Origin of the sequence: Streptomyces griseorubiginosus (assembly GCF_036345115.1) — a bacterium.
Taxonomy (GTDB): domain Bacteria; phylum Actinomycetota; class Actinomycetes; order Streptomycetales; family Streptomycetaceae; genus Streptomyces; species Streptomyces griseorubiginosus_C.
This window is the reverse complement of sequence record NZ_CP107766.1, coordinates 2454725-2468529: the sequence shown is the minus strand read 5'-3', so window position 1 is coordinate 2468529 and position 13805 is coordinate 2454725. Positions and strand designations below refer to the sequence as shown.

8 protein-coding genes are annotated in these 13805 nt (G+C 71.5%); 7 read left to right on the top strand and 1 reads right to left on the bottom strand.

Going from position 1 to position 13805, the window contains the following annotated elements:
• The first annotated feature begins 26 nt into the window (after positions 1–26).
• The 5 genes from OHN19_RS10960 to hflX all read left to right on the top strand — a co-directional run bounded on the left by OHN19_RS10960 (position 27) and on the right by hflX (position 7784).
• Positions 27–530: a hypothetical protein gene (locus OHN19_RS10960; RefSeq protein WP_330269581.1), complete on the top strand. Its 504-nt coding sequence runs from the start codon at positions 27–29 to the stop codon at positions 528–530.
• 72 nt (positions 531–602) lie between these two features.
• On the top strand, positions 603–1472 hold the full coding sequence (gene dapF, locus OHN19_RS10955) for a diaminopimelate epimerase (RefSeq protein ID WP_330264016.1): 870 nt from the start codon (positions 603–605) through the stop codon (positions 1470–1472).
• 282 nt (positions 1473–1754) lie between these two features.
• Complete coding sequence (locus OHN19_RS10950) at positions 1755–4121, top strand: RelA/SpoT family protein (protein ID WP_330264015.1); 2367 nt, start codon at positions 1755–1757, stop codon at positions 4119–4121.
• A 447-nt stretch (positions 4122–4568) separates the two neighbouring features.
• Positions 4569–6119 (top strand): M1 family metallopeptidase, encoded by a 1551-nt coding sequence (locus OHN19_RS10945; RefSeq protein ID WP_330264014.1) that lies wholly within the window; start codon positions 4569–4571, stop codon positions 6117–6119.
• A gap of 168 nt (positions 6120–6287) precedes the next feature.
• Positions 6288–7784 (top strand): GTPase HflX, encoded by a 1497-nt coding sequence (gene hflX / locus OHN19_RS10940; RefSeq protein ID WP_330264013.1) that lies wholly within the window; start codon positions 6288–6290, stop codon positions 7782–7784.
• Positions 7785–7965: 181 nt separating this feature from the next.
• Here hflX and OHN19_RS10935 read toward each other — a convergent pair whose 3' ends face one another.
• Complete coding sequence (locus OHN19_RS10935; RefSeq protein WP_330264012.1) at positions 7966–9195, bottom strand: hypothetical protein; 1230 nt, start codon at positions 9193–9195, stop codon at positions 7966–7968.
• A 420-nt stretch (positions 9196–9615) separates the two neighbouring features.
• On the opposite strand from OHN19_RS10935, the gene OHN19_RS10930 reads away from it, so the two are divergent.
• Both OHN19_RS10930 and OHN19_RS10925 read left to right on the top strand, forming a co-directional pair.
• Positions 9616–11199, top strand: coding sequence for a diaminobutyrate--2-oxoglutarate transaminase family protein (locus OHN19_RS10930; protein ID WP_330264011.1), 1584 nt, complete (start codon positions 9616–9618; stop codon positions 11197–11199).
• Positions 11200–11782: 583 nt separating this feature from the next.
• Positions 11783–13789, top strand: coding sequence for an IucA/IucC family protein (locus OHN19_RS10925; RefSeq protein WP_419249516.1), 2007 nt, complete (start codon positions 11783–11785; stop codon positions 13787–13789).
• The last annotated feature ends 16 nt before the right edge of the window (positions 13790–13805 follow it).

Here is a 13805-nt window from a genome sequence, read left to right as displayed (position 1 = left end):
AGTCCGAGTTGGGAGGGCGCGTGGCGATGGAGGCCGGCCCTCGCGACACCGCACACGGCACCGAGCCCCTCACCGTCGAGAGCGGTGAACCGGAGCAGGACGGAACCCGTCTGAGCCCCGACGGGCTCGACGAGGTGCCGGACGGTGTGACCGACGACGGCCCCGAGCCCGAGGAGATGTTCGCGGCCGGGGAAGAGGTCGAGGTCGAGCTGCGCCCGCAGCGCCGCCTGCGTATCTGGCAGCTCGCCCCCATCGTCACGCTGGCCGCGGTCGGCTCCCTGATGTTCGCCTTCCCGCTGGCCTTCGACTTCGGCGACAGCGGAGCGGTGATCGCGATGCTGGGCCTGCTGATCTGCTCGTGCGCGGCGGGCTGGGGAATGATGGCGGCACGGCGCGTTGGTTACACGTGGCCGGGCCTGCCGCAGCGGGGTTCGGACCGGCGCGCGGACTGGCGGGTCGTACTGGCGTACCTGCTGCTGGTGGCAGTGGTGATCGTTCTCGCCGTGTGGCGTGTGGCAAGGCTGCGATGAAGCTCCTCGGGTGGGCGCGAACTGCGTGACCAGCCCCCACCGGCCCGCGGCCGAAGAACTACCATCGATCACATGAGCACGCGGATCCCCTTCCTCAAGGGTCACGGCACCGAGAACGACTTCGTGATCATCCCGGACCCGGAGAACACCCTCGACCTGCCCCCGGAGACCGTCGCCGCCCTCTGCGACCGCCGGGCCGGCATCGGCGGTGACGGACTGCTCCACGTCGTGCGATCCGCGTCACACCCCGAGGCCGCGCACCTGGCGTCCGAGGCCGAGTGGTTCATGGACTACCGCAACGGCGACGGCTCGATCGCCGAGATGTGCGGCAACGGCGTACGCGTCTTCGCCTGCTACCTCCAGCACGCCGGCCATGTCACCGAGGGCGACCTCGCCGTGGCCACCCGCGGCGGGGTGAAGACCGTGCACATCGACAAGGCGGGCGACGTCACCGTGGGCATGGGCAGGGCGCTGCTCCCCGCTGGTGACGTCACCGTGAGCGTCGGGGAGCGGGACTGGCCCGCGCGGAACGTGAACATGGGCAACCCGCACGCCGTCGCCTTCGTGGACGACCTCGCGCACGCCGGTGACCTGTACTCCCCGCCGCCCTTCAGCCCGGCCGCCGCCTACCCGGACGGGGTCAACGTCGAGTTCGTCGTCGAGCGCGGCCCCCGTCACGTCGCGATGCGCGTGCACGAGCGCGGCTCCGGCGAGACCCGCTCCTGCGGCACCGGCGCGTGTGCCGTCGCCGTCGCCGCCGCCCGCAGGGACGGCGCCGACCCCGCGGTCACCGGCACCCCGGTGACCTACACCGTGGACGTGCCCGGCGGCACCCTCGTGATCACCGAGCGGGCGGACGGCGAGATCGAGATGACCGGCCCCGCGGTGATCGTCGCCGAGGGCGAGATCGACGCCGACTGGCTTGAAAACGCCGTTCGTTGACCATATGAACGACGGTATGCAGAGCGCCTGAGGCATGGAACCGAAGCCTCCGGAGCTCTGTGCCAGGGGAATGTGTGAGCGTCCGCTCTTCAGGTGGCGCGAAATCGTAAACCTGTAAACCGTCGCTCGAATGGGTGATCCGTTTCACGCTCGCCGAGAGGCGGTCAGCCGGGCGTGATGGGCTCGGTAGCATCAAGCACCGGCCCGGACGGGGGAATGCCATCCCCTGAGCCGTGTCCGCCATGGGGCACCCCGTCCGCCGGTCCACAGCCGGAGGTGCCCATGAGTGCGGAGGCCACGAACCCCGCGACCCCAGGTCCGGTGACAGGTGCGGCCGCCCGTTGGCGGGCGCGGATCGACCTGCGCCGCCTGGGCCGCGCCGCGCTGCTCGGCCCCGCCGCCCGTGACCGGCTGCCCGACGCCATCAGCCATGTCGCCGAGGCCCACCGCGCCCACCACCCCGACGCCGACCTCGAACCCCTGCGCCGCGCCTGGTTCCTGGCCGAGTCCTCGCACCGTGGCCAGATGCGCAAGAGCGGTGAGCCGTACATCACCCACCCGCTCGCCGTCACCCTGATCCTGGCCGAACTCGGCGCCGAGACCACCACCTTGACCGCCTCCCTGCTCCACGACACCGTCGAGGACACCGAGGTGACGCTCGATCAGGTCGGCGAGGAGTTCGGCGAGGAGGTCCGCTTCCTCGTCGACGGCGTCACCAAGCTGGAGAAGGTCGACTACGGCGCCGCCGCCGAGCCCGAGACCTTCCGCAAGATGCTCGTCGCCACCGGCAACGACGTCCGCGTGATGTCGATCAAACTCGCCGACCGGCTGCACAACATGCGCACCCTCGGCGTGATGCGCCCCGAGAAACAGGCCCGCATCGCCAAGGTCACCCGCGACGTCCTCATCCCGCTCGCCGAACGCCTCGGTGTCCAGGCCCTCAAGACCGAACTGGAGGACCTGGTCTTCGCGATCCTCCACCCCGAGGAGTACGAGCACACCCGCGAGCTGATCGTCGACAACGCCTCCCGCGCGGACGACCCGCTCGCCGAGATCGCCGACGAGGTGCGGGGGGTGCTGCGCGAGGCCGGCATCCAGGCCGAGGTCGTCATCCGGCCGCGGCACTTCGTCTCCGTGCACCGCACGGCCCGCAAGCGCGGCCGGCTGCGCGGCGCGGACTTCGGCCGCCTGCTGGTCCTGGTCGGCGAGGACGCGGACTGTTACGCCGTCCTGGGCGAGCTGCACACCTGTATGACGCCGGTCGTCTCGGAGTTCAAGGACTTCATCGCCGTACCGAAGTTCAACCTGTACCAGTCGCTGCACACCGCCGTGGCCCGCGGCGACGGCCAGGTCGTCGAAGTCCTCATCCGTACGCACCAGATGCACAAGGTCGCCGAGGCCGGGGTGGTCGCGCTCGGCAACCCGTACGTGGGCTCCCCGGAGGAGTCCGGGGCGGTCGACGAGGAGCGGGTCGACCCCACCCGGCCCGGCTGGCTCTCCCGCCTCCTCGACTGGCAGGCGGCCGCGCCCGACGCCGACACCTTCTGGTCGACCCTGCGCGAGGACCTCGCCCAGGACCGCGAGATCACCGTCTTCCGGCCCGACGGCGGCACCCTGGGGCTGCCCGAGGGGGCGACCTGTGTGGACGCCGCGTACGCGCAGTACGGCGAGGACGCGCACGCGTGTCTCGGCGCCCGCGTCAACGGCCGCCTGGCGACGCTGAGCACCGTTCTGAAGGACGGCGACACCGTCCAGCTCCTCATGGGGCAGGACCCCGCCGCCGAGCCCTCCAAGGAGTGGCTGGAGCACGCGCACACGCCTGCGGCCCGGATCGCGATCCAGCGGTGGATCGCTACGCATCCGTCGCAGGAAGCGGCGGAGGGGGGCGTGGAGCGCGAGGCTGCGGTTTCGGCCGCTGAGGAGGGGAGGGCGCGGGGTGCTCGGGGGGAGGTGACGTCCCTGAGGCCGGCCGAGTCCGCGTCGGGTGTCGCTGGAGGGGGTGCCCTCGGGTCTGCTGCCGCCGAGCGGGGTGTCACGGGGCCTGGTTCCGGGGAGGTGGGCGTCGCCGAGCCCGGTCCTGCGGAGCGGGGCATCAGTGAGCCTGATCCTGCGGAGCTGGGCGCCGCCGACACGCCCGACCGCGGGTACCGGCCCGCCGCCGCGTCGCCGACCGCCACCGACCAGGCCGAGGCCCGTCCCGGCACCGCCAACGCCCTCGTCGACCAGCCCGGCGCGACCGTACGGCTCGCCGGGTGCTGCACGCCCGTACCGCCCGACGAGATCACCGGCTTCGCGGTACGCGGCGGAGTGGTCACCGTGCACCGCGTCGAGTGCTCGGCGGTGGAGCGTATGCAGGGCATGGGGCGCAAAGAGGTCGGTGTGCGCTGGGGTGACACCGCCGAGTGCCGGGTCACCCTGTTCGCCGAATCGTTCGGCCGCCCGCACCTCCTGGCCGACCTCACCGAGGCCATGGCGATCGAGGGGGCCGAGATCGTCTCCGCGACCGTCGAACCCCCCAGCCAACAGCGCGTGCGCCACACGTACACCGTCCAGCTGCCGGACGCGGCCCTGCTGCCCTCCCTGATGCGGGCCATGCGGAACGTGGCGGGCGTCTACGACGTGAGCAGGGCACAGACGCCGGGGGCCTGACGGGGGCGGCCGAGCCGGGGATCCGGCGCAGGTCGCCGGGTAGGTCCGGCTGCGAGGGCGGCACTCGGGTCCCGGGGGTCCGGCGTCGCACCCGCACCCCGCCACACGCGTGTGGTTGTTCGTCGCAGGACCTTATGCGCCACCTCAGCGGGCACGGGCGTCGCCTCGTCGGGGAGCCACGCGCACCCTCGACGGACTGCTGGTGTCGCCTTGGCGGGCCACCCGCGTCGCCTCGAGGGGCTGCCCGCGTTGCTTCAGCAGACCGGCTGTGTCGCCTTGACGGACCGCCCGCGTCACCTCAGCGGGCGGCACGCGACGCCTCAACAGACCGCCCGTGTCCCCTCCACGAACCGCCCGCGTCGCCCAGACGGGACCGGAAGACCTCGTTCGGGTGGGCCGGTTGCGCGTCGTCGCCGTGTCGGTCGTGTGCGCTGGTAGCGGTGGTGCATGCCGCTCACCCCCCGCAGTCACGCCCAGCCAGCCCGCGTACAGTCCGCCCACGGCGACCGTTCGGGCTCCGGCGCCCTCCGTCGTCGTACGGGAGCCTCCCGGCGCCGTACAGCGGCCGCGCTGCTCGCCTCCGCCGTCTCCGTCTGCCTGCTCGCCGCGAGTGCCCCGGCCGCTCCGCTCGGTGTCGGTGACCGCCTCTTCCCGTACCTGGGCAACCCCGGCTACGACGTGGCGTCGTACGACCTCGCCTTCACCTATTCGGGCAGTAACAGCAAGCCGCTCACGGCCGTCACCACGATCGACGCCTGGACGACGACCGAACTCGACCGCATCAACCTCGACTTCGCGCACGGTGACGTGCAGTCCGTGGAGCTCGACGGTCGGCCCGCCGCCTTCAGCAGTGCCGGTGAAGACCTCGTCGTCACCCCCGACGGGCCGCTGCCCGGTGGCAGCTGGATGCGGATCACCGTCCGGCACACCAGCGACCCCGTCGCCGCGGGCGACCGCGACGGCGGCTGGGTGCGTACCGCGGACGGGCTCGCCATGGCCAACCAGGCCGACGTCGCCCACCTGGTGTTCCCCTGCAACGACCACCCCTCCGACAAGGCGAGGTTCACCATCCGGGTCACCGCGCCGGACGGCTACACGGCCGTCGCCAACGGTCTGCCGACCGACGTGGACCGGGCCGGCCGCACCACCACATGGACGTACCGCACCCAGCACCCCATGGCCACCGAGCTCGCGCAGGTGTCCATCGGACGTTCCACCGTGCTGCGCCGCAGCGGACCGCACGGACTTCCCGTGCGGGACGTGGTGCCCACCCAGGACCGCGCCGCACTGGAACCCTGGCTCAAGAAGACCCCCGCGCAGATCGCGTGGATGGAGGACAGGGTCGGGCCGTACCCCTTCGAGACCTACGGCATCCTCATGGCGGCCGCCGACACCGGCTTCGAGTTGGAAACCCAAACCCTGTCCCTCTTCGAGAAGGACCTATTCACCGAGCCCGCCTACCCCAAGTGGTACGTCGAGTCGATCATGGTGCATGAGCTCGCCCACCAGTGGTTCGGCGACAGCGTCAGCCCCCGCACCTGGTCCGACCTGTGGCTCAACGAAGGACACGCCACCTGGTACGAGGCCCTGTACGCGGAGGCGAAGGCGGGCCGGACCCTGGACGCCCGTATGAAGGCCGCGTACGGCGCCTCCGACCGCTGGCGCGCGGCCGGCGGACCGCCCGCCCTGCCGAAGGCGCCCAAGCCCGGCCAGAAGATCGGCATCTTCCGCCCGAACGTCTACGACGGAGCCGCGCTCGTCCTGTACGCCCTGCGCCAGGAGATCGGCCGTCAGTCCTTCGAGACCCTGGAACGGGCCTGGGTGCAGCAACACCGGGACGGTACGGCCACGACCGCCGACTTCGTCCGTCTCGCCTCCGAGATCTCCGGGCGCGACCTCGGCGGCTTCCTCCACGACTGGCTCTACGCCGAGAAGACCCCGCCGATGCCCGGGCACCCGGACTGGAAGCCCGTGGCAGCCGTCGTTCCCGTGAAATAAGGCGGTGACGAGACGCCCCGTGCCGTGCGACCATCTTCAGGTCGGCGCGGCACGGGACACGGGAATCTCCCGGGGTACTCGTGCGTTGAGCAAGATGACCGCGGTGGCGCTGTGACCACCAAGGCCCGACGAGCGCCGTATCGGACTCCCCAACGACGTAAGGACCCAATGACCTCCTCTTCATCCACTTCCCAGGACACGCAGCGCCTCGCGCACACCTACGCCGAAGGTCTTCGGGCCGATGCCCTGATGGAAGAGGACGTCGCCTGGAGCCACGAGATCGACGGAGAGCGGGACGGCGACCAGTTCGACCGCTCCGAGCGCGCGGCCCTGCGTCGCGTCGCCGGCCTCTCCACCGAGCTCGAGGACGTCACCGAGGTCGAGTACCGCCAGCTCCGTCTGGAGCGGGTCGTCCTCGTCGGCGTCTGGACCACGGGGACCGCGCAGGACGCCGACAACTCCCTCGCGGAGCTCGCCGCCCTCGCGGAGACCGCCGGCGCACTCGTGCTCGACGGCGTGATCCAGCGTCGGGACAAGCCCGACGCGGCCACCTTCATCGGTTCCGGCAAGGCTCTGGAGCTGCGCGACATCGTCGTCGAGTCCGGCGCCGACACCGTCATCTGCGACGGCGAGCTCAGCCCCGGCCAGCTCATCGCCCTGGAAGACGTCGTCAAGGTCAAGGTCATCGACCGTACGGCCCTGATCCTCGACATCTTCGCCCAGCACGCCAAGTCCCGAGAGGGCAAGGCGCAGGTCGCGCTCGCGCAGATGCAGTACATGCTGCCGAGGCTGCGAGGCTGGGGTCAGTCGCTGTCCCGTCAGATGGGCGGCGGCAAGGGCGGCGGCCTCGCCACCCGTGGTCCCGGTGAGACCAAGATCGAGACGGACCGGCGTCGGATCCGCGAGAAGATGGCGAAGATGCGCCGGGAGATCGCGGACATGAAGACCGGCCGCGAGATCAAGCGCCAGGAACGCAAGCGCCACAAGGTGCCCTCCGTCGCCATCGCGGGGTACACCAACGCGGGCAAGTCGTCCCTGCTCAACCGCCTGACGGGCGCCGGTGTCCTGGTCGAGAACGCCCTGTTCGCGACCCTGGACCCGACCGTCCGCCGCGCGGAGACCCCGAGCGGGCGGCTGTACACGCTGGCCGACACCGTCGGTTTTGTACGACACCTGCCGCACCACCTGGTCGAGGCGTTCCGCTCCACGATGGAGGAGGTCGGCGAGTCCGACCTGATCCTGCACGTGGTGGACGGCTCGCACCCGGCTCCGGAGGAGCAGCTCGCCGCCGTACGCGAGGTGATCAGGGACGTCGGCGCCACCGACGTGCCCGAGATCGTCGTGATCAACAAGGCCGACGCGGCGGACCCGCTGACCCTCCAGCGGCTGATGCGGATCGAGAAGCGCGCCATCGCGGTCTCGGCCCGTACCGGCCAGGGCATCGCCGAGCTGCTCGCCCTGATCGACAACGAACTGCCGCGGCCGTCCGTCGAGATCGAGGCGCTCGTGCCGTACACCCACGGCAAGCTGGTCGCCCGCGCCCACGACGAGGGCGAGGTGATCTCCGAGGAACACACCGCGGAGGGCACCCTGCTCAAGGTGCGGGTGCACGAGGAACTGGCGGCGGATCTGGCGCCGTATGTGCCGACGCCGGTTGTGGCCTGAGGGTCGTGCAGTTCTTGCGGCCCTTGTAGTTCATGTAGTTCTTGAGTGGGTTCGAGGCCCGTCCCTTCACGGGGGCGGGCCTCGGGCTTGCTCGGGTGCGGGTGCGGGTGCGGGTGCGGGTGCGGGTGCTCGTGCTGGTGCCGGCTGTTGCTGATCGGGGGAGGGGCAGGGGGGCAGGCCGTCACTGGCCCGCGAACTTCTGGCTGACCGAGTCGTACACCCCCTCGGCCACCTGGCCCAGCCGTGGTCCGGCCAGCCAGCCCGCGCTCACCGGGCCGATGGAGGTGTTCGACACCAGCGCCGGCTCGCCGTCCGACCCGGTCGCGACCCAGCCGCCGCCGGACGAACCGCCGGTCATGGTGCAGCCGATCCGGTACATCGTCGGATCCGAGGCGGTGATCGACAGCCGCCCCGGCCGGTCCTGGCACTGGTACAACGACTCCCCGTCGAACGGCGCCGCAGCCGGATACCCACTCGCCGTGATGCTCTCCACCCGCGCCACCGCCGGAGCGTCGAAGTTCACCGGCAGAGCCGAACCGACCGTCTCCTCCAGCGACTTGCCGGTACTTCCCTCCTCCGGCGTCACATGGATCACGGCGAAGTCGTACGGCGCCCCGGCCCCACCCGTCGGTCCGCCCTGCGCGATCCACTGCTGTGAGGTCTGCGCCCAGTCGGCCCACCAGACGCCGTAAGGAGCGAGCTCGTCCTCGGTCGCGCTCGCCAACTCCCCGCCCGACAGAGCCTGGTCGTTGTACGACGGCACGAACGCGATGTTGCGATACCAGCCACCGCTCCTGCCCGCGTGCACGCAATGCCCCGCCGTCCACACCAAGTTGGACCTGCCCGGGTCGGCCGGGTCCGCCACGACCGTCGCAGAGCAGACCATCGTGCCTTCGGGGGAGTCGAAGAACACCTTGCCCGCCTCGGGGACGTTGTCGTGGTACGTAGGCGATACGGCCTTCGCGTCCACCGGCGCCGGCTCCGGGTCGGTTACCCCCTGGTCACCCGAGAGGTCACTCTCCTGGACACCACGGTCGGGATCCTCGGCCCGGCGCATCCGGTCCGGGTCCCACAGGCCCTCGATGATCGGGTTGATGTAGTCCTGGGCCTCGCGCAGCCAGTCGTCCCTGTCCCAGTCCTTCCAGGCGCCGTTCTTCCACTTGTCGACATCGATCCCGTGCTCCTTGAGCCTGTCCCTGATGTCGTCGGGGATCGTGATCTTGCCGTCGCCCTCGGACGCGGCGGAGCCGGAGGCCTGCGCGTCGGCGTCCGCGTCGCCCGAGCCGCAGGCCGTGGCGGTCAGGGCCAGCACCGACGCGAGGGCCATGGCGGTCAGCATGCGGGAGATTCTGCGACGCGCGCCCCTCACGCCCTCGTCGCGAGCGGCCACCGACAGCGGTTCGGATCGCATGCATACCCCCCAGGCCTGGACGAACCGGGTACCAGAGCCGACGACTTGCCGCGGACGTCCCGCGAGTTCGCCTTCCGGCACCGCGTCTTGGAACGGCATCACACACTATGCGCCCGCTGTGGGTGACTTCCGACGGAATCGCAACAGTTCCGTCACTCCGGAAATCCTCGGAACACTCCAAAGATCCCCGGAACACCCGTAACCCGGTGAACGGTCCGGGGTTGGTAGCGGTAGGCGCTTGCCCGCGCCCCTGCCGGCGGACGGCCGGGTGCCCCGCGTCCCCCTTCCCGGAGGTTTTCCGGACACCGGGTCATCGATGTGCCGGGATGTCGAGCAAAGGCTCACGGGGTTCCGTATGTCGGGGCGGGCGAGTCCGTGAGGGAACCGCTTGCCCCTGCACAGCGCGACGACGGGAGAACCATGGCCGTGACCGAGACCGCACCGGGGAAGGCCACGGCGGGGCAGACCACCGCCCAAGAACCGTCGGCGGCCCGGTCCGCGCACGAGGGCATCCTGCGGCGCCAGTCGGCCCGCGAGTCGGCGGCCCGCACCTACGCCCGCGCCCTTCCGATCGTCCCCGTCCGCGCCCGCGGCCTGACCATCGAAGGCGCCGACGGCCGCCGCTACCTCGACTGCCTCTCGGGCGCCGGCACCCTGGCCCTCGGGCACAACCACCCCGTCGTCCTCGAAGCCATCCGCAAGGTTCTCGACTCGGGCGCACCCCTCCACGCCCTCGACCTCGCGACCCCCGTCAAGGACGCCTTCACCACCGAACTGTTCCGCAGCCTGCCGCCCGGTCTCGCCGACCACGCACGCGTGCAGTTCTGCGGACCGGCCGGCACCGACGCGGTCGAGGCCGCCTTCAAGCTCGTGCGCGCCGCGACCGGCCGCAGGGAACTCCTCGCCTTCGCCGGGGCCTACCACGGCATGACCTCCGGCGCTCTGGAAGCCTCCGGCCACGCCCCCGACGTGCGGGTCGCCCGGCTGCCCTACCCGCAGGACTACCGCTGCCCCTTCGGCGTCGGCGGTCCCCAGGGCGCCGAACTCGCCGCCCGCTGGACCGAATCCGTCCTCGACGACCCCAAGTCCGGGGTCCCGCTGCCCGCCGGGATGATCCTCGAACCCGTCCAGGGCGAGGGCGGGGTGCTCCCTGCCCCGGACGACTGGATGCGCCGCATGCGGCAGATCACGGCCGACCGCTCGATCCCGCTGATCGCCGACGAGGTCCAGACGGGTGTCGGCCGCACCGGCGCCTTCTGGGCGGTCGAGCACAGCGGCATCACCCCCGACGTCATGGTCCTCTCCAAGGCCATCGGCGGCAGTCTGCCCCTCGCCGTCGTCGTCTACCGCGATGACCTCGACGTCTGGGAACCCGGCGCCCACGCCGGCACCTTCCGCGGCAACCAACTCGCCATGGCCGCGGGCACAGCCACGATGGCCTACGTCCGCGAGAACGCCCTCACGGAACGCGCGGCGGTTCTCGGCGCACGCATGCTGAACCAACTCCGGCTCCTGGCCGGGGAGTTCCCAGCGGTCGGTGATGTGCGGGGACGGGGGTTGATGATCGGCGTGGAGATGGTGGAGCCGGAGGGGTGGGGGGTCGGTCTGGGAGGCGGACCGGGTGAGCTCGTCGGGGGCGTCGCCCTTGCTGGTGGTGCTGACGGTGTGCCACTGCCGGATTCTGGTCTTTCATCCCGCGCTGCCTCCCCTCGTCCCGCCTCCCCTCGACCCGCCTCCCCTCGACCCGCTTCGCCGGAGCTTGCCGCCGCCGTCCAGCGCGAGTGCCTTCGACGTGGCCTGATCGTCGAACTCGGGGGACGCCACTCAAGCGTCGTCCGCCTGCTCCCACCCCTGACAATCACCGACGAGCAGGCCACCGCCGTCCTCGACCGCCTCGCCGACGCCTTGGGGGCGGTGGCCCGCGATCATGACCCCGAGGCGGGGAAGCGGCGGCGGCAGGCTCGCGGTCGGGGCCAGGGCGAGGGGGTGGGGCGGGCTGGGTAGTGCGGGGGTGGAGCGGGTGGGTGGGTGGCGGGTGGTTGCCGGGGGCGGTGCGAGTTTTGGTGCCGGTGCCGGTGCCGGTGCCGGTGCCGGTGCCGGGTGCGGGTGCCGGAGACGGTGCGTGCTGGTGCCGTCGCTGGTGGTCGATGCCAGGCATCGGGTGGCAGGCGGCAGGTGCCGGGGGAGACCGTGGCGCCAGACCAGCCCTAAGAGTTACAGGAACCGGGAACTCGGTGGGTGCTGCCGGTTGCACTGCGGCTGGAGCCGCGTCCTCGGTCAGATGGCCGCCGCGTCTACAACCGCTGTGGCGGCTCCCTACGGGGCTTGCACTGGGGTCGAGGCTGAACCGGGACCGCACTCGGTGTCATTGCCGAAGTCGGGCCGGAAACCGTGAGGGCCTCCCGATCCCATAGCCGCCGCCGTTCCCGCGCCAACCGCTGACCAGTGGGCCACTTGCCCGCGCGCCCCAACAGGCCCCGCCAACAGGCCGATTGCCCACCACCTCCGTCCGCACCCCTTCCACCAACGCCCCTCCCAAACCCCGACGCAGAACCATCCCTATACCGCCCCTCAAGGAACAGCGCACTTGAACGCCACCCCCGCCCCCACCCCCGACAACCGCACCTCCACGCCACCACCGTCCCCTCATTACTCCCTCCCTCCCCACCGCACTCCGTCCCAGGCCGGGCCCCCAGACCAGGAGCGTCTGCGCGGCACCACCCCCGACCTCCTGGACCACCCAGACCCCCACACCGCAGCCGAGGCCGCCGCCGTGGAGAACGTGCTGCGCTGCTGGGTCCGAGAGACCGACCTCCCGGCCCCTGCCGAAGGCACCCGCACCCTCCGGATCCCCCTCCCCGCCAGCGGCACCTCCCTCCTCGTCCCCGTCCAGTACTGGTCCCCGACGGGGTGGCACCGCTTCGGCCGCCCGCATCTCGACGGCGCCCCCGCACAGGCCCCGCCGGTCGATGCAGTCACCCTCGCGGCACTACTCACCCGCGAGTCACTGCCGACCGCCACCGCCGCTGCCACCGCCACCGCCGCTGCCACCGCCGCCACCACCGGCACCGCCGCCGCTGGCGCCACCTCCACCGCCGTCGCATGTGCCGAACTCACCGCCCGCGTGGCCGACTCCGTCCGCCGCACCGCCACCTTCGTCAGCGAGCGCCGCAAGCACCCCGACGACGGCCCCGATCTCTTCCTCACCGCCGAACAGGCACTCGTCCTCGGCCACCCCCTCCACCCGGCCCCGAAGAGCCGCGAAGGTCTCTCCGAAGCCGAAGCGGCCTCCTACTCACCCGAACTGCGCGGCTCCTTCCCTCTGCGCTGGATCGCCGTCGCCCCCTCTCTCCTCGCCACCGACTCGGCCTGGACCGAACGCGGACGCCCCGTCCCCGCCGCCCACCTCACCGAGCGCCTCGCCGGCCCAGACCTGCCCCTGCCCGCCGGCCACACCGCACTGCCCCTGCACCCCTGGCAGCTTCGGGAGGTCCGGCACCGTCCCGAAACCGCCCCGCTCTTCGCATCCGGACTGCTCCGGGATCTCGGTGACCACGGCTCCCCGTGGCACCCCACCTCCTCCGTACGTACGGTCCATCGCTCCGGCGCCCCCGCCATGCTCAAGCTCTCGCTCGGCCTGCGCATCACCAACTCCCGCCGGGAAAACCTCCGCAAGGAACTCCACCGCGGCGTAGAGGTGCATCGACTCCTGCGCGCCGGTCTGTCCAAGGACTGGCTGGCGGCCCACCCCGCTTTCGACATCGTTCGCGACCCCGCCTGGCTGGCCGTCGACACGCCCGACGGCACCCCCGTCCCCGGCCTCGACGTGGTGATCCGTCACAACCCGTTCAGCCCGTCACACGACGTCTCCTGCATCGCCGGCCTTGTCTCACCCCGCCCCCGAGTCGGTCCCAGCGCCGACGCGGGCCGCCCTGAGAAGGGCCTCCCCTGCCTCCCCGCAGGCCGCCCGGCTGGGCGATCCCGGCTGGCTGAGTTGGTCACCCGCCTCGCCTCCCGGACCGGCCGCCCCAGGGGAGCCGTCGCCACCGAGTGGTTCCTGCGCTACCTCGAGCACGTCGTCCGACCCGTCCTCTGGCTTGACGGGGAGGCGGGGATCGCGTTGGAGGCACACCAGCAGAACACCCTGGTACTACTGGACGCCGAAGGCTGGCCTGCCGGTGGCCGCTACCGCGACAACCAGGGCTACTACTTCCGCGAGTCCCGGCGGCTGGAGCTCGAAGCCCGGTTGCCCGGCATCGGCCGGCACAGCGACACCTTCGTCTCCGACGAGGTCACCGATGAGCGCTTCGCTTACTACCTGGCGATCAACAACGTCTTCGGACTCATCGGTGCGTTCGGCTCCCAGCAGCTGGCCGACGAACGGCTGTTGCTCGCCGCCTTCCGCCGCTTCCTCCACGACGTGGCCTCCGGACCTGACCGACTGCGCACCACCCTCCCCGGCCACCTGCTCGACTCACCTGTCCTGCGCTGCAAGGCCAATCTGCTGACCCGGGTGCACGGCCTCGACGAGCTCGTCGGTCCGGTCGACACCCAGTCCGTCTACGTCACCATCGCCAACCCCCTTCACTCCTGAGGAACATGACCTACCC

Bases quoted from the DNA above. Each gene is read 5' to 3' on its own strand.
- OHN19_RS10960 (WP_330269581.1), top strand. From the start codon at position 27: ATGGAGGCCGGCCCTCGCGACACCGCACACGGCACCGAGCCCCTCACC.
- dapF (WP_330264016.1), top strand. From the start codon at position 603: ATGAGCACGCGGATCCCCTTCCTCAAGGGTCACGGCACCGAGAACGAC.
- OHN19_RS10950 (WP_330264015.1), top strand. From the start codon at position 1,755: ATGAGTGCGGAGGCCACGAACCCCGCGACCCCAGGTCCGGTGACAGGT.
- OHN19_RS10945 (WP_330264014.1), top strand. From the start codon at position 4,569: ATGCCGCTCACCCCCCGCAGTCACGCCCAGCCAGCCCGCGTACAGTCC.
- hflX (WP_330264013.1), top strand. From the start codon at position 6,288: ATGACCTCCTCTTCATCCACTTCCCAGGACACGCAGCGCCTCGCGCAC.
- OHN19_RS10935 (WP_330264012.1), bottom strand. From the start codon at position 9,195: ATGCGATCCGAACCGCTGTCGGTGGCCGCTCGCGACGAGGGCGTGAGG.
- OHN19_RS10930 (WP_330264011.1), top strand. From the start codon at position 9,616: ATGGCCGTGACCGAGACCGCACCGGGGAAGGCCACGGCGGGGCAGACC.